The organism is Maribacter sp. 4G9, from assembly GCF_002742265.1.
Lineage (GTDB): Bacteria > Bacteroidota > Bacteroidia > Flavobacteriales > Flavobacteriaceae > Maribacter.
On sequence record NZ_MDGL01000164.1, the window covers coordinates 1 to 25,843 of the forward strand.

Here is a 25,843-nt window from a genome sequence, read left to right on the forward strand (position 1 = left end):
ACCAGGTAAAGTAGAAGGCAGAGCAAGGGTGATATTCGATCCAGAACGTTTAAACGAATTGCAACCCGGTGAAATTCTGATTACAAGGGTAACTGCACCAAGTTGGGGCCCTGTTTTTGGAAAAATAAAGGCAACCGTTACGGATATTGGGGGAATGATGTCCCACGCAGCCATTATTTGCCGTGAATACGGATTGCCCGCTGTTACAGGAACAGGTTCTGCCAGTACCGCTATAAAAACAGGGGATTATATTATGGTGGATGGTTCCACGGGAAAGGTGAAAATTTTGGAAGAAGCCTAAAAAAGAAGAAAATAAACAGGGATTGCCTGTGAAATTGTAGAACAAAAAATAACAATGATAGAACACGGTACTATTTTAAAAAGTGCGGAAAAATATATGCGTACGCGCAAGAATGATGTACACATTCCCATATCCTATAGCTATGCAATGAAGCTTGCGGACAACTATCCGGAAGCTGACAGGGATGTAGTGGGAGCAGCCATCATATTACATGATATTGGATGGTATTCCATTGATGAGGAAGATATCTTCAAGAAGGGGTTTCAAAGCAAAAACTTCATGAAAAGCGACGTGCGTTATCTTCATGAATCTGAAGGTGTCAAACTTGGCACCGAAGTGCTCAAAAAATTAGGGTACGCAGATGAATTCATTGAAAAAGTATGCTATATCATTGATGGTCATGATACAAGGGATGAAGCGAGGTCACTCGAAGACAAAATTGTCCGTGATGCCGATAAGCTCTGGCGATTTACCCTTACAGGGGTCAGCGTGGCCAGCGATTGGTTCAAACAGACCCCAAGCCAATATTGTGCCCGTTTGGAGACCGATATCATTCCTCTGTTGGATCTTCCGGAATCTAAAGAAATGGCCATGGCAGACTTAGAAGAGACCAAAACCGCCTTATGTGCTGATATTCTCTAAATACTATGGAAAATTTTATCAACGGAAAATGGACTGCGCCCCTTTCAGGTGAATATGGAGATGTCATCAATCCTGTTACGGGAGATGTCATAGAAACCATGGCACGTAGCAATAAGGAGGATGTTGAGGCAATCATGGACTCGGCATATAAAGCCTTTAAACAATGGAAAAAAGTGCCTACGGCAGAGCGTGCCAAATTACAGCACAAAGCGGCCCAACTCATGCGTGACCATGCGGAAGAAATTGGAACAATCCTGGCCAAGGAACTAGGCCGGCCTTTGGCAGCCTGTGTCAGGGAAATCAACCGTGGGGCAGATCTAACGGATTATTATGCCGAAGAAGGTCTTCGATTGAAAGGTGAGGTGCCATTGCATAACATTAAAGGGGAAAAAGCCATGGTTGTGCGGGATCCCATTGGGGTTGTGGTTTCCATAACCTCGTTCAATTATCCCATTGCTCTTTTGACCATGAAATTGGGGGCTGCTCTAATTGTGGGTTGCACCATTGTGGCAAAGCCTTCGGATGATACGCCACTATCCACTTTAAAAATAGCAGAGTTATTTTCACAAGCAGGGTACCCAGAGGGTGTCTTTAATGTGATAACAGGCCGTGGGAGGGATATTGGAGACGCTTTGGTAACCCATCCGCATACAGCAAAAATTGCCTTTACGGGGGGAACTTCCACGGGAAAGCGCATAGGTATGTTGGCCGCCCAGCACAATAAACGGGTCACTTTGGAACTTGGGGGGCAATCGCCGGTCATTGTATGTGAAGATGCCGATTTGGATGTGGCCATCCCGGCCATTGTGAAACACACTTTTGCCAATAGCGGTCAGTTTTGTTATCGCGTCAGCCGGGTCTATGTCCAAGAGGCGATTTATTCGGAAGTAGTGGAAAAACTCACGGAACATACTTCAAAACTCAAGGTGGGCGATCCTTTTGGGGATAGCGATATGGGACCGATGATCAACCAGAAAATCTATCAGACCAGTGAAGATCAGACTCGGGATGCCCTTTCAAAAGGTGCCAAAGTTAAGATTGGAGGTGCCCGTTTGGTGGAAGATGCATATAACAAAGGATGGTTTTTTCCACCGACGATTATTGCTGATGTAGATCACGACATGGAAGTGATGAAAGAAGAGACCTTTGGCCCGGTAGCAGGAATCATGTCGTTTAAGACCATTGATGAAGCCATCACATTGGCCAATGATTCTGAATATGGATTGGCGGCCTATGTTTTTGCTGGAGAGCTGGGCCGGGGGTTGCGCATAGCCGAAGAACTGGAAGCAGGATCTGTTTGGATCAATAATATTCAACGTTCCTATCACGATGTGCCCTTCGGAGGGGTGAAACAAAGCGGTATTGGCCGTGAAAAAGGCCGATACGGTATTGAATCGTTTACCGAGTTAAAAACTATTTATTTCAGTTACTGATGCTGCGCGAAGAGGACGAAAAAATATGGAAAATAGCTAGGCCACATTTAGATGTGCGCAATAATGATGAACACACCGTTGTATCATATCATTTGGCCAAAAACCTGCTGGAGAAATATCCAGAGGCCAATCCAGATGTAGTGCTTACAGCTATTTTATTACACGATACCGGTTGGAAATCAGTACCACAAGATAAATTAATGGAGTCATTCGGGTACAAAAAGAAATATCCTGAACTACTTATTCAACATGAAAAAGAAGGAGCAAAACTGGCACAAAGAGAGTTGGCCAAGTTGGGCTATGACCAAGCTGTGATAGACCAAATAGCGGATATCATAGATGGGCACGACAGTACTTTGGAAGCCAAAAACATCAACGATGCCATAGTAAAGGACGCCGATAAACTCTGGCGGTTTACACCGCATGCCAACAAAATTGTTTGTAAATGGTATGATGTGGAACCCATGAAAGTCATCGATATTATCATGGGAAATTCCATCATGCACCTGTTGCTCCCAGAAAGTAAGGTGATGGCACATGGCTTTATGGATTTCATTAGGGCCCATGAAGCACTTCCAAAGTATATAAACTATGAAACAAACACAATAGAATGAAAGATAAGATTGTTGTGGTTACCGGAGCGGCCGGAGGATTAGGTAAAGCTTTTGCGGAAGCTTTTTCAAATGCAGGGGCCAAAGTTGCGGTATGCGATAAAAATATAGAAGGAGCAAAAGCTACGGCCAATGCCCTTACAAATGCCATAGCGGTTGAGGTGGATATTACCAATGCGGAATCCCTTAAGCAAATGACCCAGACCATTTTGGATACATGGGGAGGTATTGATGTTTTGGTGAACAATGCCGCGGTCTATGCCGGATTGGAACGCAAACCTTTTTACGAAATATCTGAAAAAGAGTGGGATCTGGTCATGAATGTGAATGTTAAGGGACTCTGGATGGTCTGCAAATCAGTGGTACCGGTCATGATGGAAAAAAAGGCCGGGAAAATCGTAAATGTAGCCTCTGCCACGTTCATGAGCGGTTCGCCCAATTGGTCCCATTATGTGGCATCAAAAGGAGCGGTGATAGGATTTACAAGGAGCATTGCCAAGGAATTGGGAGATTACAACATCAACGTGAATGCAATTGCTCCCGGCTTTACCCTTACCCAGGCCAGTTTGGACCTTATGGAAAATGCCCAACAATATGGGGTTAACCGTGGGGCCATCAAAAGGCCATCATCCGCAGAGGATATTGTGGGCACAGCCCTGTACTTGGCCTCTTCGGGTTCAGATTTTGTAACCGGACAGACCATTGTTGTGGACGGAGGAAAACAATTTATTTAACCATTATAAAAAAGAAAAATATGCCAAGCATAACTTACATTGAAACGAACGGAACATCCCACAACATTGAATTGCCTTTGGGGGCGACCATCATGGAGGGTGCCATTCAAAACGACGTTAAAGGAATTGTGGCCGAATGTGGCGGATCATGCATGTGCGCCACTTGCCACATCTATGTGGATGAAAAATTTTTGGATAAGTTGCCCACCATGGAGGAGGAAGAGCAAGAAATGCTGGAAGGTGCCACAGCAGAGGTAAAATCCAACAGTAGATTGAGCTGTCAAGTAAGAATGAGCAACGAGTTGGATGGAATAATGGTAAGGGTACCAGAAGAGCAATAGTATGAAAAAGGTAGTGGTCATTGGGGCCGGACATGGAGGCGTTCAAGTAGCGGCATCACTTCGTGATGAAGGTTTTGAAGGGGAAATTGTACTCATTTCCGAAGAAAAGGAATTGCCTTATCAAAAACCCCCACTTTCCAAAGGGTTTTTACAAGGGAAGCAAACCGAGGTTTCCATTTTATTCCGTTCAGAGCAATATTATGTTTCCAATGCCATCGATTTAAGACTTGGGGTTACAATAGCCTCAATCAACCCAAAAGAAAACTATATTTCCACCGTAAATGGGGAAAAAATAGATTTTACCTATTTGATTTTGGCCACAGGGGCTGCCAACAGAAAATTGCGTTTTGATGGCAAGGAACCCAAAAATGTATATTATCTAAGGACTTTGTCCGATGCCAAGTGGATTGGACAACAGTTAGAATCTGCCAATAATGTGGTGATCGTGGGCGGTGGTTTTATTGGACTGGAACTTGCTGCCCTTGCCGTAGAAAAAGGAAAAAAAGTTACTGTTATAGAAGCCCAAAGCCGATTGATGGAACGCGTTTTGCCAGAGGTCATTTCCAAGGTTTTTTATGAAACCCATATACAAAAAGGGGCTAAGGTATATTTGGGAGCCTGTGTCAATGGTATTCAGGATAATGGGGATGTCGTGCTTTCAACAGGTGAGGCCTTGCCATCAGATTTGATTTTGGCGGGAATAGGGGTAATCCCAGAAACACAACTAGCCAAGGAAGCGGGCATTATCTGCGAAAACGGTATTGTGGTGAATGAACTTCAGCAGACCAGTATCCCAAACATCTATGCTATCGGGGATGTGGCCAATCACTACAACCCATTTGCCAAGAAAAATTTGAGATTGGAATCCGTTCAAAATGCAGTGGATCAAGCTAAAACAGCCGCTGCCCATATTTTGGGAAAAGCTGTTCCGTACAATGCGGTACCTTGGTTTTGGACGTTCCAATACCATTTGAAGCTCCAAATGGCGGGAATTTCTTTGGGCTATGATGATTACGTGGTCCGTGGAGATACGGCTTCGGGCAAATTTTCCATTTATTATTATAAGGAAGGTAAATTGATTGGAGTTGATTCTTTGAACAAACCCGCAGACCATTTAAATGCACGAAAGCTTCTGGAGCTTGGAATCCATCCGGCCAAAGAAGAAATCAGGGACCTTTCTTTGTCATTGAAGGAGCTTGTTTCCGTGAGCTGATATGGCTCCAAAAATCATCCCTTTTTAAAATCCCTAGGGGAAACACCGACGTATTTTTTGAACAATCGGGTGAAATAGGCAGGATCTTTGAAATTTAAAAAATAAGATATCTCGGATATGGAATATTGGGTATTGAGCAAGTATTTTTTTGCCTCACCGATCCAGTGTTCATGAATGACTTCCAAAGCGGTTTTTTGCACGACACTTTGGCAAATTCGGTTTAAATGAACGGATGTTATGTTCAGTTCTTTGGCATATTGGGCCACACCTTTATGTTCGGTATTGTTCTGGCGTATCTTTTTTTGATAGGCCCGGAAATATTTTAAAGCCCTGTTTTTTACTTCCAATTTGTGGTCTTCCCGTTGCTGGGCAATCTTATAAAGGGAGATGCAGAAAAGTTGAAAGAGCGGTTGGAGCACCAATTTCTCTTGATGTATGTCCAAAAGCTCTTCCACTATTCGCTTTTTCAAGAACAGGACATCTTCAAAATTTTTGGATTCTGTGTCCAATGGGTAGAAGTTCAACTGGGTTATCTTGAACAAAATATGAGGAGCACTTTTAAAAGCTTGTTCTATGAAGGTTTCTGAGAAGGTGACCACATCTCCCACGATTTCTGCCTCAAAATTGAACCCATGTAAGGTATGGGCGGGAACTATAATGGCCCCGGGACCTTCAAAAGGAAGTTCAGATTCCTCTAAAAGTAAAACCCCTTTTCCAGATTCAATGATAAAGACTTGAATCAAATCGGTATGCAAATGCTTTTTTATTTCCCAATTGTATACTGCACTACGAACCGATAAGAGCTCACAATGAAAAAAGTCGGGTAGTATGGTCGTATAATGATCGCCGTACAACCCTTTATAGTTTAAAAGTTTGGGCATCAACAAACGTTTTTTTTATACAAGTTATTTTATATAAAAATACTGATTAATTCTTTAATTATAAGTATATAAGATAATATATATGTTTAAAAATGTTTTATATGTACAAATAATATTTGGATTTATGCAAGAATGTGGGAAGTCAAATAAGTACTTTTAGGATAGATAAAAGCACATAAAAATGGCAGATTTAATTCTCAACAAAACAGACATGGAGGTACATCCGCCTCGATTATACCCAGACTATAAGTCGACCATTTTGAGGGCACCTACCAAACCCTTGGTGCTGTTGAAGCCTTCACTTTCCGAATACACGGGACCCGTTTTTGGTGATATGGCCATGAGGGAATTTGATAATGACCTAACCATGAATGGTCGTAAAAATGGTGAACCGTTGGGAGAACGCATCGTGGTCCACGGTAAAGTAATGGACCGGAACGGGAATCCTATTCCACACACCCTTATTGAAGTTTGGCAGGCCAATTCGGCTGGTAGGTATGTCCATAAAGTGGATCAACACAATGCTCCCCTCGACCCCAATTTTTTGGGAACGGGAAGATGTTTGACCGATGCTGAGGGCAACTATAAGTTTTATACGGTGAAACCAGGTGCTTATCCTTGGGGAAACCATTACAATGCATGGCGTCCCAACCATATCCATTTTTCACTGTTCGGGGGAGATATCACCAGTAGATTGGTGACCCAGATGTATTTTCCCGGCGATCCATTATTGCAACATGACCCCATTTACTTGGGTGTTCCGCCCAAAGGGCGTGATTTGCTCATAGGTAAATTTGATTTAGAACTCACAGAACCCAGTTTTGCTTTGGGTTATCGGTTCGATATTGTGCTGAGGGGGCATTCGGCCACACCTTTTGAAAATTTATAATACTACTAAAAAGAACAACATGAAGCAGACACCTTCGCAAACCGTTGGGCCATATTTTGCGTATGGACTCACCCCGGATCAATATAAATATGATTTTCCCTCATATGTGGACGGTAACTTAGTGGACCCCCTTACAACACTCGATGCTATAACCATTGTTGGCCAAGTGCTGGATGGGGAAGGAAACCCTATTCGTGATGCCATGATAGAGTTATGGCAAAACGATGGGGAGCATGCCCTGTTCGGACGCTTTGGAACAGGAACCGACCCGGAAAATCGCTTTGTTTTTACGACGATCAAACCAAAAAGTGTGGATGGCCAAGCACCTTATTTGACTTTCATTGTGTATATGCGTGGCCAATTGATCCATTCGTTCACGCGTATGTATTTCTCGGATGAAACGAGTTTAAATTCAAGCGATATTGCCCTCAACGCAGTGCCAGAAGAACGGAGAGGTACACTTATAGCTGCTAAAAATGGAAATCAATATCGATTTGATATCCATATGCAAGGTGAGCAAGAAACCGTATTTTTCGATGTATAGATCAATTTCATAAAAATATGAGCCTGTACAGTGAGATATTTTATTCCAAGGAAATCAATTCCTTGTTTTCAAACCACAATCAAATTTCAAAACTACTTAAAGTAGAGGAGATATTGGCGCAAGCCCAAGCGGATTCTGGTATTATTCCCCAAGAAGCTGCAAAAGTGATAGGGGAATGTTGCAATGTGGATTATATTGACTTGGAGCGGTTGAAAAGTGATGTCCATTTAGGGGGGAATGCAGCCATTCCATTGGTGAAACAATTGGTTCGGATTGTCAAAAACAATGATTTTGAAGCCTCAAAATATGTTCATTACGGGGCAACGAGCCAAGATATTATCGATACGGCAACCGTATTGCTCATCAAGGAATATCTGGAATGGTTACAGGGAAAGACCCAACAATTGAAAACTATTTTATTGGAGCTCACCAAGGCCCACCGAGATACGTTGATGATGGGAAGGACCTTATTACAGCAGGCCAAACCTATCACTTTTGGATTGAAAACCGCGGGATGGTTGGAAGCCGTTGACAGAAGTGATGAACGCATCCTGCAAACAAAACAACGGGTGTTGACGATTCAATTGGGCGGTGCAGTGGGAAGCGGAAATGACCGTATCACCCCTAAAGTAAAACTAGCCTTTGCGGACTTATTGGGTCTGAAAGATTCGTTCACGTGGCAATCCAATCGGGATAATTTTTCGGAATGGGCGTCAGCACTGTCCATTTTGTCCGGAAGTCTTGGAAAGATCGCCAAGGATATTTCATTATTGATGCAAACCGAAATCGGGGAGGTCTTTGAACCTGCTGCCGAAGGAAGGGGCGGATCCAGTACCATGCCCCATAAACGTAATCCGGTGATATGTGCGGTAATGTTGGCCAATGCTACCAGGACCCCCAATTTAACTGCCACAATGCTCTCCAGTATGGTTCAGGAACATGAGCGCTCCGCTGGATTGTGGCATGCGGAATGGGAAGTATTGACCCAAATTATGGCGTTGACGGCAGGAACCGTGGAAAAGGCCATCGAGTTGCTCTCTGGACTAGAGGTGGACAAAGAAAGAATGTTGCACAATCTGGAAACCACCAATGGATTGATCTATGCGGAGAACATTTCATTGGCACTATCCCAAACAATGGGTAAAATACAAGCCCATGAGTTGGTGGAAAAAGCCTGTGAAATTGCCATTCGGGAACACAAACACCTTAAGGAAGTCCTGTTGGAACAGTCCGTGGCATTGGATGATATGGGTACCTATTTCAATCCAAAAAATTCCATAGGACAGAGCATCACACTTATTGATTCAATCATTGCACAGTATGAAAACCAATTATAAACTTTCAGGAACACCCAACAGTCCGGTTTTGATATTTTCCAATTCGTTGGGAAGTACCATGGCCATGTGGGACGGGTTGGTTCCTTATCTGCTGCCGTATTTTAGAATACTTCAATATGATACCAGGGGACATGGAAGCAGTGAAATTGGCCCTGATCCTTATACCATTGAAGAACTGGGAAAGGATGTGCTCCAATTGATGGATGATCTCCATATTGAAAAAGCGGTCTTTTGTGGTCTTTCCATGGGTGGGCTTATTGGACAATGGCTTGGTATCAATGCCCCAGAACGATTTACCCATCTGATTCTGAGCAATACAGCGGCTAAAATCGGAGAGGCAGACCGTTGGAACGAACGCATCAAAAACATTACGGAAAACGGTATGGCCGCCTTGGCGGATAGCACCATGAACGTCTGGTTCACCGATGCCTATCGAAAAAAACATCCCGAAAAAGAAAACTGGGCCAGAACCATGGTTTTGGAAAATAATGTTACCGGATATGCCAACTGTTGTTCAGCGATCGGTAAAGCAGATTTTAGGGATTTGATAAAAAAAATACCCTTAAAAACATTGGTCATTACCGGAGATGAAGACCCTGTGACCACACCGGAACATGCCCATTTTATGGCAGATGAAATTCCAGAAGTACAAGTGAAGATTTTTCATGCCCGTCATTTGGCCAGTACAGAACTTCCAGAAGCCTTTGCACAAGAATTGATTGCTTTTTTGGTAGGGACACAGACTTTTGACCAAGGCATGCATGTACGCAGAACGGTCTTGGGGAGTGAACATGTTGACCGTGCACAAAGAAACATCAACGACTTTAATGAGGCCTTTCAGGAATTGGTGGCCAATGTGCCTTGGGGCATGGTTTGGACGCGACCGGGTTTATCCAAACACCAACGTAGTCTGATTACCCTTTCCATGATGATTGCCCTCAACCGAACACCGGAATTTAAAATGCATGTAAGGGCGGCCATCAACAATGGAGTCACTCCTGATGAGATCAAGGAATTGATTCTGCAATCGGCCATTTATTGTGGATTTCCTGCGGCTAACGAAGCCTATCATATAGCACAGGAAGTTTTGGAAAATCTAAACATCATATAACAAAAGCACATGAAAATTATCAAAACACAAGTAGGAATCATAGGTGCCGGTCCTGCTGGATTAACTTTGGCACATTGGCTAAAGCAGCAGGGAATTTCATCGGTGATCATAGAATTGCGCAGTCGTGAATATGTAGAAGGCCGTGTACGTGCCGGATTACTGGAACAAAATACCGTGGACATCATTAACCAATTAGGATTGGGCGGGCGTATGCAGAAAGAAGGCATTGTCCATGACGGAGTGTACCTGAGCTTTGATCAAGAGCGGGTTCATGTTCCCTTTGCTGAATTGACCGGAGGACGACAGATTACCATTTATGGCCAGCAAGAAGTGGTAAAGGATCTTACTGACGATTGGTTGGAAGCAGGTGAACAATTGTATTTTGAAGCAGGGGCACATAAGATTACTGATTTTGATACGGATTCACCTAAAATTCACTTTACCGATGAAGGTGAAGAAGGGATTATCGAATGTGATTTTGTGGCAGCCTGTGATGGTTTCCATGGAATCGGCAGAAAAACGATGCCCCAGGATAGTTATCGTTCTTACGATATTACATACCCTTTTGGTTGGTTGGGTATTCTGGCCCATGTGGCCCCTTCAACGGATGAGTTGATCTACGCCTACCACGAAAACGGATTTGCATTGCACAGTTTAAGATCGGAAAAAGTAAGCCGTCTGTACCTGCAAGTAAATGATGGCGACCATATTGATAATTGGTCGGATGACCGTATTTGGGAAGAATTAAGCCTTAGGTTGGGTACCGAAGGTTGGTCATTGGAATCAGGTCCTATTTTTGATAAAAGTATCACACCCATGCGTAGTCACATGATTGACAATTTGCGTGCTGGGAGGTTGTTCTTGGCAGGAGATGCGGCACATATTGTTCCCCCAACTGGGGGAAAAGGATTGAATTTGGCTGTGGCAGACGTAAAACATCTTGTAGATGGATTTGTGGGATACTACAAAAACAATTCCACCGAGTTTTTGGAGAACTACACAGAGTTGGCTCTACGTAGGATTTGGCGCGCTCAGGATTTCTCCAATTTTATGACCACACTTTTACATAAACAGGACGAGCATGGATCATTTACGTATAAATTGCAAAAGGCTAAGTTTAACTATCTTAAAATGTCAAAAGCTTACAAGACCACCATTGCGGAAAACTACGTAGGCCTTCCGTTTGAATCGTATGAATTTTAAGTCTTTATGAAATACACACCACAGATAACCCTTGATGAAGCTGTCCAATTGGTGAAAAGCGGCGATGTTCTGTTGCAGGGCGGTTTCGGGATGACAGGTAACCCCGTACACCTTATGCATGCCTTGGCCGAGACGGGGACAAAAGATCTCACCTTTATAGGGAACAATGTTGGTGAACCTGGTATTGGAGGGGGCAGATTGCTCCGCAATGGGCAGATCAAGAAAATGATCGGTTCCTTTTTCACCTCCAATCCTGAAGCGGTAAAGGCCGCACAATCAGGTGATGTGGAATATGAGCTGCTGCCCCAGGGGACCTTGGCGGAGGCCATCCGCGCCGGGGGAGCCGGGATAGGGGGCTTTTTCACGCCCACTTCGGCAGGGACGCTGTTGGCCGAGGGCCGCGAGACAAGAACATTGGACGGTGTGGAACAGGTCTTCATCCCCGGCATCCGCGGGAACGTGGCCTTTGTCCGCGCCTGGAAGGCCGATACGGCCGGAAACCTGCAATACCGCATGACCGAACAGAATTTCAACAGGGCCATGGCCACCGCTGCCGATCTGGTCATCGCCGAAGTGGAGGAGATCGTGGAGGTTGGGGCGTTGGACCCGAACCAGATTCATACCCCCGGTTGTTATGTGGATTATTTAGTGGAGGCAAAACTGACACTTGAGGATTTGGGGAGTTCGGCTTCCGTTTCTTCGGGTCGTAAGGTAAGTGAAAGTCGAATGAACATGGCCAAAAGGGCGCTCCGGGAATTGAAGAAGGGAGATGTGGTGAACCTGGGAATAGGTATTCCCACATTGGTCGCCGATTTGATTCGACCTGAAGATGACATCAACCTACATACCGAAAACGGGATGCTCGGGGTTGGCCCGGTCCCCAAAGATGGTGGGGCACTGGACTATCCTGTAAATGCAGGTAAAATTCCGGTAACCGCCTTACCGGGCAGTAGTTATTTTGACAGTGCCGAATCTTTTGGCATGATCCGGGGAAAACATATCGATGTGGCGGTGATGGGAGGATTGCAGGTGGATGAAGGAGGGAATTTGGCCAACTGGGCCGTACCTGGAAAGCCGTTGTTAGGCGTGGGCGGCGCCATGGACCTGGCCTCTGGGGCCAAAAGGCTCATCATCACCATGACCCATACCAACAGGGATGGTTCGCCCAAGGTGGTGCCTGGGTGCACCCTGCCGCTGACCACAAAGGGCTCTGTGGATATGGTGATTACGGAAAAGGCCGTGTTCGAGTTCATCGACGAAAAACTTACCCTCACAGAGCTCATGCCGACTGCCACTCTGGAGGAGGTCAAAGAAAAAACAAGTGCAAATTTTGAGGTGAGATTGAAATAGTTCAATTTACGAATATTCAAAAGACAACAATGAAAGAAGAAGCATATATCATAGATGGAATCAGGACCCCGATAGGGAGTTTCAGGGGCACATTGTCGCCCGTCCGCACGGACGACCTTGCAGCCATGGTCATTAAGGAACTAGTGGAGAGAAACCCTGAAATACCCAAAGAAAAGATTGATGATGTCATTTTGGGCTGTCACAACCAGGCAGGGGAGGACAATCGTAACGTGGCCCGTATGGCCCTTTTGTTGGCCGGGCTCCCGTATACCGTTCCTGGGGAAACAATCAATAGGTTATGTTCCTCCGGGATGTCCAGCATCGTGCACGCTGTCAGGGCCATCAAGGCCGGTGACGGGGACATCTTTATCTCCGGGGGCGTGGAGCACATGACCCGGGGGCCGTTGGTGGTCTCCAAGCCTTCCAGTGCCTATGGGAACGATTCCAAGATGTACGATTCCAGTTTTGGGTGGCGGTTCGAGAACCCCAAGATGGAGCGGATGTACGGGACGGATCCCATGGGGATCACAGCGGAGAACCTGGCCGAAATGTACGATATATCCAGAGGGGACCAGGACCTTTTTGCATACAGATCCCAGATGAAGGCCGTTTCCGCCCAAAAGAATGGGCGATTAAGCGAGGAAATTATGCCTGTGGAGATACCACAGCGAAAAAAGGATTCCATCATTTTTGACAAGGATGAATTCATTAGACCCGAAACGACGCTTAAGGGACTCTCTAAATTGCGTCCGGCCTTTAAGATAAATGGAACCGTTACGGCTGGGAATGCCTCGGGACTGAACGATGGGGCGGGAGCCATATTCGTGGCATCCGGAAAAGCTGTTGAAATGTATGGGTTAAAACCCTTAGCCAGAGTAGTGGCATCTTCAGTTGTGGGAGTGGAACCAAGGGTAATGGGGATTGGACCTGTGTATGCAACAAAAAAAGTTTTGGACAAAGCAGGTCTCACTCTTGATCAAATAGATGTCATTGAGCTCAACGAGGCATTTTCAGCTCAAAGCTTAGCCTGTATAAGAGTGTGGGGGTTAAATGATGATGACCCCAGGATAAACATTAACGGAGGGGCTATTGCCCTTGGGCACCCTTTGGGCATGTCCGGGACCAGAATTACCTATTCGGCAGCAATAGAGCTGCAAAAACAACAAAAGAAATATGCCTTGGTCACCATGTGTGTGGGGGTTGGAATGGGATATGCCATTATCTTGAAAAGGATTTGATAATTAAAAAAACAACATGATTTGAAATGAATTCAAATACATGTTCTTGCTTAAGAATTGTAAAGGATATAAGCTAATTTTGCTTAATGAAAGTCTAAAATTTAAGAAAAGCCTAAAAAGGTGACCAGCCACAAATTTTAGAATATTTATCGTGGGTTTACAGTAGTATAGAATTTGACGTGAAATTCTGCCACTAATTCATATGAAAGAAACTTTATTGAAGGCCATCAGATTGAATTTAACATTAACCGAAAACACACTGATAAATACTCAAAAATCACAAACTCATTTTCTACTTTTTAGGAAACTTGAACTTATTAATATCTTTCATAATTTCATCGTCCAACAAACGAGGATAGAATCTGATTTATGTCTTATCTTAAAATTATGACCTGTAAACACCTCATAAAATACCTGCCTTTTTACGCTGTTTCAATACTGCCAATGTCGTTGCTCTATTCTTTTTCGGATATGCTTTACGTTTTGGTATATCATATTTTAGGTTATCGGAAGAATGTTGTGCAGGACAATATCAAAAAGTCATTTCCTTATAAAAGCAGAAGGGAAATCAAAGAAATCGAAAAAAAATTCTACCACCATTTCTGCGATCTTCTTTTTGAGGTAATCAAAAGTCTTACAATCACTCCCGAAGAGGTTAAAAAAAGATTGCGAATCAGAAATCCAGGACTACTAGAAAAATACCTTTCCAACCATAGAGATATTTTGCTATACACAGCACATCAGGGCAATTGGGAATGGCTCATCTTTATTCCGCTATACTTCCCATACCGTTCGAACACCTTTTATCGACCGCAAAAGAACAAATATTTCAACGATCTGCTAAAAATCATCCGTCAACGATTCGGGGTACATTTGGTAGAAGAAAGAATGGGCTACAAAACCATTGTTAAACTGAAATCGGAAAAAATCCAGATGATGAACTGCATAATCGGCGATCAGAGTCCGACCAAAAAAAGTTCTAAATATTGGCAAAAATTCCTAAATCGACCAACAGCGTTTTTGGTGGGAGCGGACAAGATTGCCAAAAAAACAGACCAAGTTGTAATTTTCCCTCATTTTCAAAAAATGGGAAGGGGTCGTTACGAACTCTTTTTTGATCTGATTGAAGACAATCCAAAAGAAGATGGCGCCAATATTGTCGAAAAATATGCTGAACGATTGGAAAAGACTATACAGGATTCCCCTGAAATGTGGCTATGGAGCCATCGAAGGTGGAAGTTGAATAGTTAATTTGATGGGATATAATCAAAAAAATCAAACTTCTTAACGCCCGAACTATTAATAATCCTGACCCTTATTCATCATTGTACTTTTTATCTGGGGGGATTCCCCTGATGTCGCAGCACTGATTGCCATGTTTGTCCCATTGTCTATTGCGCAACAATTTCGTTAAAAAAAGCAGAATTAATACAACACCGATTACGATGCAAACCCCGAAGTTCAAAACCAAGGTTGTCCTAGAAGACTAGAAAAAGCGGCATAATCCTGCCAAATGAATGGCCCAGAAGTACGAGATCTATCCAAGTCGGGATTAGTTTATTCCTGTTGACTTTTTAAAAGCGGTAAATACTTATTCCAATTAGCAACAATTGCCCAAATATTAATTGCCAACAATACCAGTACTATTCCGATAGTTGACATATCGTGAACCAGATGATGTACAACTATTCCCACCATTACTGGAAGAATAACTATTGCTCCCAAAGCTCTTGTTTTAGGTACGGCTATTAATATGCCTCCAAAAATTTCTGCGATTGCAACTAATGGAAATATCCATTTAATTGTCATGAATGCACCCATAATTTGTATCGTTTCTTCAGACATTTCAGGCATTGGCATATAATTGAAGAATTTATTCAAACCTGAATTAACCATCATTAATCCAAATAAGATACATAAGCCTGTAAGAATTTTGTTTTTCATAATTAAGTAGTTATTTTTTTGAAAATAAATATTTTTTTAATCTTTATTGTTAAAATTTGTAATTAGTTTTCAATGCAGGTTTAAGAGCAGTTGGCTTTCTTCCTAATATCGTTTCCAAATCATTGGATTCTATTTCATACAAATGATTTTTAAAGTCAGCTGAAAAACCTAACGTCATAACTATGGCATCTTCTGGAAGCCCCAATTCTTTTAGCATATTTTGGAATTCTGTCGTATTAACATCGTTGTATACAACCTCTTTACCAGAAAGTTCGGTTAAAATGCGTGCAACATCTTGAAAAGAATATAATTGACCACTGGTAAAATTATATGTTTTGTTCTCGTGTCCTTCTTGAGAAAGCACAAGGGCTGTTGCTTCTGCCAAATCCTTGCGATATACAAATGGAACTTTTCCGTTACCAGTAGGCAGGAATATGCCGGTTTCAACGGTTTTTTCTCCTGTAAACATTGGCAAAGCATCACTGTATAGCGAATTTCGTAGTAGTGTATATTTAAAACCATTGTTTTTAATATAATCTTCTGTAAGAAAATGATCATCCAGAAAGAATTTAATTGCAGAACGTGTAACATCGGTTAATGCCACACCAGTATAAAAAATATGTTTTACTCCATTTTCTTTGGCAGCATCTATGACATTTTTATGTTGTTGCAAACGGTCTTGTTCAAGACCTGAAATTAACAATAACTTATCAACCCCTTTTAATGCTTCAGAAAGAGAATCAGTATCGTTATAATTTCCAATTTTAACATCAATACCTTTTTCTTTTAGGGTCTTACCTTTTTCAATAGTTCGTACTAATGCCGAAATCTTGTTAGGTGGAAACCCTTTTTGAATTAGAAAATCAATAGTTGTACTTCCTAAATGTCCTGACGCTCCAGTTATTAGTATCATATTTTTAAAATGTATTAGTTATAATAAATGTAAAAATACTACCTTCGATATACTAAAAGTAGTATGTTACTAAAAAATATCACTATACTTTTGTATAGTTATGACTAAATAAAATGAATGAATTAATAAAAACAAAATCCGTTATGAATTGCCCTAAAAGCTTTGTACTTGCCGTAAATGACACTTTAAATGTAATTGGTGGAAAATGGAAAATTGTAATTATTGCTTCACTACTTCAGAATAAAATGCGGTTCAAGGATTTACAGGAAGTCATAGAGAAAATAACACCTCGTATGCTATCCAAAGAATTGAGGGAATTAGAGTTGAATGGCGTGGTAAAGAGGATTGTACAACCCAGTAAGCCTGTTTTGATTGAATATGAACTTACGGAATCGGGAAAGCGATTGTCAAAAGTTATTGATTCAATTATAGATTGGGGCCTTAATCATAGAAGTGCTACTATAAAAGAGGATTAATTTTTTTGGTTGTAAATCGGTATCACCCCATTACAACAAATTTCCCTGTAATTTCAAGTTAATCCTCGGATCATAAGTTTTTTAGTACAGTATAAATAGCTGTTGTTAACTGAGAGAGTTCAGAACTGGATATAATATAAGGTGGCATGACATAAACTAATTTTCCAAAAGGTCGAACCCAAACCCCCTCTTGCACAAATCGTTTTTGAATACTGGCCAAATCTATAGGGTGATATAGTTCAACCACACCAATTGCCCCTAATACCCTAACATCTTTCACTTGCCTTAATTCAAGGCAGGGTGAAAGTTGTAGCTTCAGCTGTTCTTGTATTTGAAAAACTTTCTCCTTCCAATTGGTGGAAATTAGTAGGTCAATGCTTGCGTTCGCTACGGCACATGCCAGTGGATTTCCCATAAATGTTGGACCGTGCATGAAAACTCCTGTTTCGTCCTGAGAGATGATTTTAGAAATTTCTCTGGTGGTCATTGTTGCGGCAAAGCTCATATAGCCACCTGTTATCGCTTTGCCCAAGCATAAAATGTCAGGAGAAACATTGGCATGATCGCAAGCAAATAGTTTGCCTGTCCTTCCAAAACCAGTGGCAATTTCATCACAAATCAACAAGATATCATATTTCGTACAAGCCTTTCTTATGGCTTTTAGGTAATTGGGTGAATAAAACCACATCCCTCCGGCTCCTTGTACTATAGGTTCTAAAATAACGGCCGCCAATGTATTATGGTGTTTTTCAAGAATATCTATAAGTGGAACAGCATCCTTTTCATTCCACTTTTCCCCGAACCTAATTTTAGGCTTATCGGCAAAGTAGTGTATGGGTAAATTACCATGGAACATTTTATGCATGCCTGTTACGGGATCTGATACGGACATTGCGTTCCATGTATCCCCATGATACCCTGATTTTATTGAGGCAAATTGATTTTTATTTGGACGTTTCAGGGCATGCCAATATTGTAATGCCATTTTTAGCGCAACTTCAACGGATACCACCGACCCTGAATCACAGAAGAATACTTTTTCCAGTCCTTTTGGGGTTAAATCAACCAGTTTCCTTGTCAATGATACAGCAGGTTCGTGTGTCAAACCACCAAACATTACATGGGCTATTTTTTTAACTGTAAAGAATTGCCGAGTTAAGCTTAGGATGATTATATCCATGGATTACCGCCCACCATGGAGACATTCCATCAACCAATACTTTCTCATCCTGTAATATAATCATGGAACCTTTTGCTTCTTTTACTGGATAGACCGGTAGGGGGTCATTCATTGAAGAATAGGGATGCCAGATATGTTCTTTATCGTACGCAAGTAAGGTTTCAATATCCATGTAGAACAGCTTTAATTGTCCAATTAATCTTATTCAGTAATTCGAATTTTACTGCTTTTAGCTGACAAAGATATAATTAAGGATTATAACGACGGGAATTGAATTGAGTAGTCTCGGGCGAAAAATTGTTGAAGTCAAAGGTGCCGAAAGTGAGCTTAAAGCACTAACTCAATTGCTCGACAACAATGTTCCATATTGTGACAAGCAGGATTTTTACAGTAAAAAAAGTGGATACCTTTCATAAATATCGTTTTTGGCCATCAGTATCAAAAAGAAAACCGCTGTGCGATTTCAGGCATTTTCCCGTGGCAAGGAACCTGAGCATAACCAAAACCGGTATAAGCAAATGCAACAGTAATTGGGATGGTTACGGTTGACCAACGATTTTGTTTTGGAATTTGGCACCCTTTGGGTGCCCTTTGTGGAAAGGGAGGAAGAAGAAAGGGGAGAGTAAACATTTATCCCAATAATTTTATCACATCTACCTTTAATTGAATTTGCAGAAAATTGTTTAAGATTCCCCCATCACATAGATAAGCATCCTCAAAATGAACAGGTTCGAGGTTTTTTAAGGAAGATATTGAAATGATTGATTTTAATTGTACTAGCCACTTGAAAAGAACCTTTAAACTCATTGTGACCGATGAGCTTTTCTTTTGCTAAAAGTATGGAATCCTCGAAAGTCTACAATGGGGTCTTTCCGTAACAGAGTTTTCCAGTGTCTGTACCATTCAATCCAATGGTCCAGGTCGTTCTGAAGCTCTTCGATGGATCTGTATATCTTCTTTCTGAATGACATAAACATGATGACGGAACAAAATCCTACATATCACAAAAGCAACAGTGGGTGTAAACCTGGCCTAGGATTATTAAAAAATGTGCAAACTTGTTTAAGTATCAACCGCTTTGAACGGCAACTTTTTTCAGGACGAGACAACCCCATACAATTATACGATCATACATTTATACATTCAAATGATCATATGGATAAATATATCTGTAATGGAAAATGAATATACACTAGAACAAAATACGCGATAGCAGTTCAAGTACAACGATATTTTTAGGGAATGGGTGCTTCCTACTTACACTTTTAATCCAAAATCGGTTTGGGCAAAACAAACTGGGGCAAGGCTCAAAAATCGCAATCTATCAGCTGGATCTCATTAATTGTACAATCAAGCTTTAAGCCCGTTCAAAATGGTTTGGTCAGTGCCCATTATCCAAAGAAGAGATTGATTTTTTATTATAGGTTCATACCAAAGATATCTGCTCTTTTGGTAGATTTAAAATTTAAATCTGGCCTCAATGGACCAAATATACCAAGAACTATGCGATTAGGTAACCATTGACCATTTTTCTCCCTTTCCATGGAAATCCTTGGTTCAAGCTCAGTGCAATTTTTGGTTTTCCTTCTGAAAAGACCCTTCAATGATTTGGCGTACAAAATCCTATGTACGTCAAAGCCCTGACAAACAATCCATACATTATAGGTTTGTGATATAGTTGATCGGAGGTCACGAAGCAAGTTGTGTTTTTGTAAACAAAAACTGCGCACTTCGTTTACAAATGACCTTTTGAACAATACCAAAACCATAGAAAATGGCAAGACCTAAAAAGGACATATCAAAACAAAGGACGATCGTCATCGCCTTCAGAGTTTCACAAAGTGAATACATGATCATTGCAAATAATGCAGAGGTAGTCGGATTGTCCACAGCCGAATATATCCGAAGGAAATGTACGGGAAAATCCCTGCCGACCAAAAAGGTAGATCCATTGGACCGGGAACTTTTTGTCGAACTGAGCCGGGTGGGAAACAACCTGAACCAACTTGCCAGGGTCTCGAACTCAGGTATCCGTGATGAGTTCAGTATCACCAAACAATTGGAGGAGGTAAAAATGTTGTTGCAACAGCTCAAATCAAATATCACCAACCATGATAGGTAAGATAACCATAGGAAAGGATTTTTACGGAGTTCTGGCCTACAATGAAAAGAAGGTGGAAGAAGGGGTCGGGTATGTGATCGATTCCAATATCGGACAATCCACAGCGGTAAACATGACACAGGAATTCAATCTGATCAGGCAATTGCGTCCGGGACTTGGCAATGCGGTCCTTCATGTTTCCTTGAACCTGCCGTACTCTGACCAATTGGACGATAAAGAATTCGCTTCATTGGGATGCGACTATCTGATGAAAATGGGTTTCGATAACAACCAGTTCATTATGTACCGCCATACCGACACAGAACACGAACATATCCATATAGTGGCCAACAGGGTCAGGTATTCGGGTAGGATAACAAATGATAGTAACATCAAAAGAAGAAGCCGGGAAGTGCTCAATGATCTGGAAAGGAAATATGGACTGACCCAAATTCTGTTAAAGAACGGAACCAAAAAGTCACTTAGCCAAAAGGAAATCGAGAAAACCCTTAGGACTGGAAATCTGCCCATCAAACTTATCTTACAGGATAAAATTGGTTTGGCAATCTCAAGAGCATCGAATACGTCCGAATTTATTTCAATGCTCGAATCGAACGGTATTTCGTCCAGGTTCAATATAAGCAAGACCACGGGCAGGGTCTCGGGCATATCGTTCAACTATCAGGGTATAGTATATAAAGGCAGTACCCTTGGCAAAAATTTTTCATGGAACAGTATCATAAAACAAATCGATTATGGGCAAGACAGAGACCGTTCAGTTATACTATCAGCTAATGGAAAAGAACGAGGAACTGATAAAATTGGCGAAGGAAACGATGATGGAACAGTCAAGGTTGAACCAAGAAATAATGGGACTGCAAAAGGCACTGAAGATCCTGCTCAACAATCAAAAGGTCATGTGGGAGAAATTAAAGGAAATGGAGTAGTCGAGCCTTTATTGGATGAAGCGGAGTGGAATCCTTTCAAACTGGAACTCAAAGATGATATTAATAAGAAAAAGTCCAAAAGAAAGAAAAAAAGGAAAGGGTTGAATTTGTAAAATTCAGGTGTATGAAAAGCATTAATGAACAACAATCATTCGGACTGACCCCCTCCGAGATCCAGGTATTGGAGATGGTACGCAGCAAAAGGTTCCTGTCCATCAAAGTGATCATCAAGAACGGGGAGGTCGATGCCATTGAAGGTCTGGAACGATTGGACACAGGGGAGCGTATCATCGATATGTTGAAACAACATGATTTTCAAAATCTGGAAATCAAACAGAGTAATGGCAGGGTCGTCTGTGTGAACAGGATCTTTAGAAAAAAGATCTATCCTGTCGCAAAAACCAAAAGTTGTTGACCGACAACTCATAAGTATGGAATAAAACAATGGTCCCACAAGGGACCGGATCGATTAAAAAAGGTAAATTAAAGCCTGCTTTACAAATACGGTAGTGACCTTCAAGATTCAGGAGCTATTGCCATTTATAGGAAATGTCAAACCCGATAATCGAGCTAAAGCGGAAAAACAGAACATTCAACAGTGCATGGCTCAGAACTTATAAAGGTTTTGAGGATTGCCCGGAGGAAGAAGCGGAAAAGATCGTGGAACAGCTCCAACAACTGGCCGATATAGTCTGCGGGCATGTCCAAAGAACAGAGCATGAACGTACCGATCAAAAAGGCTTTTGACTTTTTTGCAAAGAACAGGGATAAAGTTTTAAATTAGATTGCCATAAAATAGATGGAGCCATGAGAAATGACCTTAAAGAGCTGATCGATATAAAGGAGAGGTACCTGGAACTGTCCAAGGGCGTTCTGGACTACGACAAGTTCAACCAATATGCCATTACCCATCACAGCACCGTGATCGAAGGGTCGACCCTCTCATTGGAGGAAACGTTCATTTTGCTGGACAAAGGCCTGACGCCCAACAACCGTCCATTGGAACACTCCCTAATGACCACGGACCATCTCAAGGCCCTCAAGCTGATCATCGAGTGGGCCGAATCCAATAAAATCCTTGAAAGCAAGGATATCCGGGAGCTATCGGCAACCATAATGAAAGGGACCGGCTCCAAGATATCGACCATGGCCGGGGATTTTGATTCGTCCAAAGGGGATTTCAGAAAGGCGACTGTCAGAAATGAGGATAGGATCTTTATGGATCAGGCCAAAGTTCCCGGAGAGGTCGATCGCCTAATGCGGGAACTGTCATCGACCATCAATGGGAAAAAGGACTTTGTCGGCAGCAACCTACTTGCATTTGACATCCATTTCCAGATGGTCTCGATACATCCCTTTGCCGATGGCAATGGAAGGCTCTCCAGATTATTGATGAACTATGTGCAACTTTTTCATGACCACCCTATGACGGTAGTTTTTCCGGAAGACAGGAGACAGTATTTTGATGCCCTGGAAAACACAAGGAGAGGCGAGGACATTTCAATATTCAGGAATTTTATGTTAAATCAAGCAAAAAAATATTTTGAACGGGAAATAGGGATTTTGAGCAAGGAGCAAAAACGTTCCAAATCAAAAGACCGTGGAATATCATTTATCTTTTGAATATAAATGACCAATGATCGGACGGGTACCGGAAACAATTATTGGATATTTGAAGGGCAGTCCAAGAGCAGTCCACGACCCAAGGGCAATTCTTGTCATTTCATTGACGGATTGCCTTAATATCATAAAGTTTGAATAAGTGATGGAAGGAAAGGATCCGTTTGTAACGATCAGAAAAGAATACGATTCATTGAGGGAGGAATACGATGAAACCATCGTATCGGCCTTTGATGCAGATGATTTCAAAAGATACAATGAAATCCTGTTCTCGGCCCATAGTTGTGGCATTGAGGGCAATAGCTTCAGTGTCGACGATACCAGGGAGCTTAAGGAAAAGGGATATGCCGTTAACCTTGTCAACAAGACTTTACTGGAGGCCTTCGAAATAATGGATCATTTCGATGCGTACGGTCATATGCTGGAAAACCATGGTTCCGAATTGAACGAATCCTTTGTCAAAACTATCCATAGAATAGCCACCAAAAATACTTTGCCATATAAAGGGCATAGGCCCGGGGAATATGCCAAGACCCAAATGGCCGCCGGCGATACCGTATTTCGTGATACAAAAAGGGCCATAGCGAACATGCCAAGGCTTTTGGCCAGTTTTGACGATGCGATTAGAGACAAAAAAGTGCCCCCTTTGGAGTTGAGCGCCATATTCCATAAAATGTTCATTTACAGCCATCCCTTTCCCGATGGCAATGGAAGGGTGGGCCGGTTGATATCCAATTTTATTCTGGAGAAATTCAAACATCCCCATGTGATCATTTTGAAGGAGGAAAGGCAAAACTATATCGATGCCCTCAAAGCTTCGGAGAAGCACAACAATATGTTGCCGATAATCAACTTCTTTTATGATACCTCCATCAAAAGGATGCAAAAGGAAATAGCTCAAAAAAAAAACCTTTCGAAGAATTTCAACCTGGGTATCAAAAACGGAAGAAAGAGTAACAAGGGCATTTCATACTGAAGTGTGGAAAATGAACAGATTTGGCTTGATGATTGTCCATGGCAAGGGGCAATACCGAGGAAATCTTGGAACAACCTAAAAAACTGATAACATAGTCCAAAAAGAGAGCATATGAACTTAGAGGTATTCAGTCAATTTGCGAAAAAGGAAAAGGGAAGGATCATAGGAAAGAACAACACGGCGGTCATCTACACCCGAGTTTCCAGTAAGGAGCAATTTGACAACAATGCCAGTCTCAGCACCCAACTAAAATATTGTCAGGAATATGCAATTCGAAAAGAATTGGAGGTATTGGAATATTTTGGGGGAACCTATGAATCCGCAAAGAGCGATGAGCGCAGGGAGTTCCAAAAGATGCTCAGCTATGTCAAAAGGAGAAAGAACATCGGCTATATCATCGTCTATTCCTATGACAGGTTTTCGCGCACGGGTGCGAACGGAGCCTATATCAGCGAACAGTTAAAAAAGCAGGGAGTGGCCGTTATTTCGGCCACCCAAGAAATCGATGTGACCACAAGTGCCGGTACGTTCCAGGAAAACCTGTACCATATGTTCTCCCACTTCGACAACCAGGTCCGTAGGGACAAATCCATTACGGGAATGCGGGAAAAACTGCGAAGGGGCCATTGGACGGGTGCCTATCCATTTGGATATACCAATACGAATCCCGGGAAAGGGAAGATCCCGAATTTTGTGGTCTCGGAGGAAGGAAGATTGCTCAAACAGGCTTTTTTATGGAAGGCAAATTCCAACATGTCACATGTCGAGATTGCAAAACGACTTAAAGACAAGGGCCTGGACATACATGCAAAAAGATTGACGGACCTTTTCAGGAACCCGTTCTATTGCGGGCTTATCGTGAACAGTCTTATTCCGGGTGAAGTGATCCAGGGGAAACACGAGGCCCTCATATCGAAAGAAATGTTCCTTAAGATCCACAATCTCCTCCATGCAGGTGAACCGCCGAAGAAATATTCGTTCGATGACGAAAACCTGCCATTGAAGATGTTTGTCAGATCTTCGGTCTGTGGAACACCCTACACTGGATATATAGTCAAGAAAAAGGGCCTTTACTATTACAAGAACAGACGTAAGGGCAGCAAGGAGAACAGAAGTGCCAATAAGCTCCATAAAGAGTTCCTGAACGTATTGGGCAGGTTTACACTGGCCGACAAAAAGTATATCGGACCTTTGACCGATATCATACACGATACCTTGATCGATAAAAACCAAGAGGTACTTCAAGACCAGAAGCGATTGGCTAAAGAACTTCAACAGCTCAAAGAACGGATGGACACATTGGAAAGAAGATATGTCTTGCTGAACGAGATCACAAAGTCCCAGTACGACCTTTTTATGCCGGAACTGAAAGCCGAACAAAGGGAACTGGAGGTGAAAATGGAAAATGGGGAAATAAATAGTTCGAACCTCAAAAAGTCCGTGAAATTGGCACTTCATTACGCCTGTAACCTGCCTTCATTGTGGAAGTTAGGGGATTTGGAAACCAAAAGGGCCATACAATATATGGTATTCCCCGACGGGATTGGGTATGACTTCAAAAACAAGCGAGTTCGAACTTTTCGGGTCAATGAGATTTTTGGCGCAATCTCTTTGTTTACAGGGGATTTGAAGGGCAAAGAAAAAGGGGACTTCCACTCAATTTGTAGAAAATCCCCTTTAGTGATCGCGAGAGGATTCGAACCTCTGACCGTCTGCTTAGAAGGCAACGGATTTATGGTTTCATGTATTCTAAAAAATATTTAAAAGTACTGATAATCAAAGTTTTAAAAATTATATGGATTCATATAAAACCATATAATACCCGATTTTGAGTGCAAATTGAGTGCAAATTTTTTGT

The 25,843-nt window shown here is 42.2% G+C and carries 28 protein-coding genes; 23 read left to right on the forward strand and 5 right to left on the reverse strand.

Annotated features, from left to right (window positions below; all coding sequences use genetic code 11):
- The 7 genes from BFP75_RS16945 to BFP75_RS16975 form a co-directional block, all read left to right on the forward strand.
- Positions 1-301, forward strand: a 301-nt coding sequence (locus BFP75_RS16945) for a PEP-utilizing enzyme (protein ID WP_240531820.1), incomplete at its 5' end; no start/stop codon positions are given.
- Between the two features lie 54 nt (positions 302-355).
- The gene (locus tag BFP75_RS16950; protein WP_099546539.1) at positions 356-943 is read left to right on the forward strand and encodes an HD domain-containing protein; all 588 of its coding nucleotides are present in this window, start codon (positions 356-358) and stop codon (positions 941-943) included.
- 5 nt (positions 944-948) lie between these two features.
- Positions 949-2,376: an aldehyde dehydrogenase family protein gene (locus BFP75_RS16955; RefSeq protein ID WP_099546540.1), complete on the forward strand. Its 1,428-nt coding sequence runs from the start codon at positions 949-951 to the stop codon at positions 2,374-2,376.
- Complete coding sequence (locus tag BFP75_RS16960) at positions 2,376-2,990, forward strand: HD domain-containing protein (RefSeq protein WP_099546541.1); 615 nt, start codon at positions 2,376-2,378, stop codon at positions 2,988-2,990. The genes BFP75_RS16955 and BFP75_RS16960 overlap by 1 nt, the downstream gene beginning before the upstream one ends.
- Positions 2,987-3,721 carry an SDR family NAD(P)-dependent oxidoreductase gene (locus tag BFP75_RS16965; RefSeq protein ID WP_099546542.1) on the forward strand — a complete coding sequence of 245 codons (735 nt, stop codon included), beginning with the start codon at positions 2,987-2,989 and terminating at the stop codon, positions 3,719-3,721. The genes BFP75_RS16960 and BFP75_RS16965 overlap by 4 nt, the downstream gene beginning before the upstream one ends.
- A gap of 20 nt (positions 3,722-3,741) precedes the next feature.
- Positions 3,742-4,062, forward strand: coding sequence for a 2Fe-2S iron-sulfur cluster-binding protein (locus BFP75_RS16970; RefSeq protein WP_099546543.1), 321 nt, complete (start codon positions 3,742-3,744; stop codon positions 4,060-4,062).
- A 1-nt stretch (position 4,063) separates the two neighbouring features.
- A complete protein-coding gene (locus tag BFP75_RS16975) occupies positions 4,064-5,275 on the forward strand; it encodes an NAD(P)/FAD-dependent oxidoreductase (protein WP_099546544.1) in 1,212 nt (403 codons plus the stop codon).
- Between the two features lie 14 nt (positions 5,276-5,289).
- Here the strand turns inward: BFP75_RS16975 and BFP75_RS16980 are convergent, their stop codons facing one another.
- On the reverse strand, positions 5,290-6,156 hold the full coding sequence (locus BFP75_RS16980) for a helix-turn-helix domain-containing protein (protein WP_206073563.1): 867 nt from the start codon (positions 6,154-6,156) through the stop codon (positions 5,290-5,292).
- Between the two features lie 181 nt (positions 6,157-6,337).
- On the opposite strand from BFP75_RS16980, the gene pcaH reads away from it, so the two are divergent.
- The 8 genes from pcaH to BFP75_RS17025 all read left to right on the forward strand — a co-directional run bounded on the left by pcaH (position 6,338) and on the right by BFP75_RS17025 (position 15,079).
- Complete coding sequence (pcaH, locus tag BFP75_RS16985; protein ID WP_099546545.1) at positions 6,338-7,045, forward strand: protocatechuate 3,4-dioxygenase subunit beta; 708 nt, start codon at positions 6,338-6,340, stop codon at positions 7,043-7,045.
- Between the two features lie 19 nt (positions 7,046-7,064).
- Entirely contained in the window at positions 7,065-7,589 is a 525-nt protein-coding gene (pcaG, locus tag BFP75_RS16990) for a protocatechuate 3,4-dioxygenase subunit alpha (protein WP_099546546.1), read from the forward strand.
- A 17-nt stretch (positions 7,590-7,606) separates the two neighbouring features.
- Positions 7,607-8,926: a 3-carboxy-cis,cis-muconate cycloisomerase gene (gene pcaB, locus BFP75_RS16995; protein WP_099546547.1), complete on the forward strand. Its 1,320-nt coding sequence runs from the start codon at positions 7,607-7,609 to the stop codon at positions 8,924-8,926.
- Positions 8,910-10,037: a 3-oxoadipate enol-lactonase gene (gene pcaD / locus BFP75_RS17000; RefSeq protein WP_099546548.1), complete on the forward strand. Its 1,128-nt coding sequence runs from the start codon at positions 8,910-8,912 to the stop codon at positions 10,035-10,037. Before pcaB ends, pcaD begins: the two co-directional genes overlap by 17 nt.
- Before the next feature lie 9 nt (positions 10,038-10,046).
- Positions 10,047-11,240 (forward strand): 4-hydroxybenzoate 3-monooxygenase, encoded by a 1,194-nt coding sequence (locus BFP75_RS17005; protein WP_206073564.1) that lies wholly within the window; start codon positions 10,047-10,049, stop codon positions 11,238-11,240.
- A 6-nt stretch (positions 11,241-11,246) separates the two neighbouring features.
- Complete coding sequence (locus tag BFP75_RS17010) at positions 11,247-12,590, forward strand: 3-oxoacid CoA-transferase (protein ID WP_099546549.1); 1,344 nt, start codon at positions 11,247-11,249, stop codon at positions 12,588-12,590.
- 29 nt (positions 12,591-12,619) lie between these two features.
- Positions 12,620-13,828: an acetyl-CoA C-acyltransferase gene (locus tag BFP75_RS17015; protein ID WP_099546550.1), complete on the forward strand. Its 1,209-nt coding sequence runs from the start codon at positions 12,620-12,622 to the stop codon at positions 13,826-13,828.
- 387 nt (positions 13,829-14,215) lie between these two features.
- Positions 14,216-15,079, forward strand: a complete 864-nt coding sequence (locus tag BFP75_RS17025) for a lysophospholipid acyltransferase family protein (RefSeq protein WP_165776625.1) — start codon at positions 14,216-14,218, stop codon at positions 15,077-15,079.
- 306 nt (positions 15,080-15,385) lie between these two features.
- Here the strand turns inward: BFP75_RS17025 and BFP75_RS17030 are convergent, their stop codons facing one another.
- Positions 15,386-15,772 (reverse strand): DoxX family membrane protein, encoded by a 387-nt coding sequence (locus BFP75_RS17030; RefSeq protein ID WP_099546553.1) that lies wholly within the window; start codon positions 15,770-15,772, stop codon positions 15,386-15,388.
- A gap of 49 nt (positions 15,773-15,821) precedes the next feature.
- Entirely contained in the window at positions 15,822-16,685 is an 864-nt protein-coding gene (locus BFP75_RS17035; RefSeq protein WP_099546554.1) for an SDR family oxidoreductase, read from the reverse strand.
- Between the two features lie 143 nt (positions 16,686-16,828).
- On the opposite strand from BFP75_RS17035, the gene BFP75_RS17040 reads away from it, so the two are divergent.
- Complete coding sequence (locus tag BFP75_RS17040; RefSeq protein WP_206073565.1) at positions 16,829-17,161, forward strand: winged helix-turn-helix transcriptional regulator; 333 nt, start codon at positions 16,829-16,831, stop codon at positions 17,159-17,161.
- 70 nt (positions 17,162-17,231) lie between these two features.
- On the opposite strand, the gene bioA is transcribed toward BFP75_RS17040, so the two are convergent.
- Together bioA and BFP75_RS22570 are read right to left on the reverse strand one after the other, a co-directional pair.
- Entirely contained in the window at positions 17,232-18,266 is a 1,035-nt protein-coding gene (bioA, locus tag BFP75_RS17045) for an adenosylmethionine--8-amino-7-oxononanoate transaminase (RefSeq protein WP_262497619.1), read from the reverse strand.
- A gap of 28 nt (positions 18,267-18,294) precedes the next feature.
- A complete protein-coding gene (locus BFP75_RS22570) occupies positions 18,295-18,513 on the reverse strand; it encodes an aminotransferase class III-fold pyridoxal phosphate-dependent enzyme (protein WP_262497620.1) in 219 nt (72 codons plus the stop codon).
- Between the two features lie 1,602 nt (positions 18,514-20,115).
- Between BFP75_RS22570 and BFP75_RS17060 the strand changes: the two genes are divergently transcribed.
- From BFP75_RS17060 to BFP75_RS17090, 7 genes are all read left to right on the forward strand, one after another.
- The gene (locus BFP75_RS17060) at positions 20,116-20,463 is read left to right on the forward strand and encodes a plasmid mobilization protein (RefSeq protein ID WP_099546558.1); all 348 of its coding nucleotides are present in this window, start codon (positions 20,116-20,118) and stop codon (positions 20,461-20,463) included.
- Positions 20,453-21,502, forward strand: a complete 1,050-nt coding sequence (locus BFP75_RS17065; protein ID WP_099546559.1) for a relaxase/mobilization nuclease domain-containing protein — start codon at positions 20,453-20,455, stop codon at positions 21,500-21,502. Before BFP75_RS17060 ends, BFP75_RS17065 begins: the two co-directional genes overlap by 11 nt.
- A gap of 11 nt (positions 21,503-21,513) precedes the next feature.
- Positions 21,514-21,804, forward strand: coding sequence for a hypothetical protein (locus BFP75_RS17070; protein ID WP_099546560.1), 291 nt, complete (start codon positions 21,514-21,516; stop codon positions 21,802-21,804).
- 134 nt (positions 21,805-21,938) lie between these two features.
- The gene (locus tag BFP75_RS17075) at positions 21,939-22,136 is read left to right on the forward strand and encodes a hypothetical protein (RefSeq protein WP_099546561.1); all 198 of its coding nucleotides are present in this window, start codon (positions 21,939-21,941) and stop codon (positions 22,134-22,136) included.
- A gap of 60 nt (positions 22,137-22,196) precedes the next feature.
- Positions 22,197-23,012, forward strand: a complete 816-nt coding sequence (locus BFP75_RS17080; RefSeq protein ID WP_099546562.1) for a Fic family protein — start codon at positions 22,197-22,199, stop codon at positions 23,010-23,012.
- Between the two features lie 142 nt (positions 23,013-23,154).
- Positions 23,155-23,985, forward strand: a complete 831-nt coding sequence (locus BFP75_RS17085; RefSeq protein ID WP_099546563.1) for a Fic family protein — start codon at positions 23,155-23,157, stop codon at positions 23,983-23,985.
- A gap of 111 nt (positions 23,986-24,096) precedes the next feature.
- Entirely contained in the window at positions 24,097-25,749 is a 1,653-nt protein-coding gene (locus BFP75_RS17090) for a recombinase family protein (protein WP_099546564.1), read from the forward strand.
- Positions 25,750-25,843 lie beyond the last annotated feature (94 nt).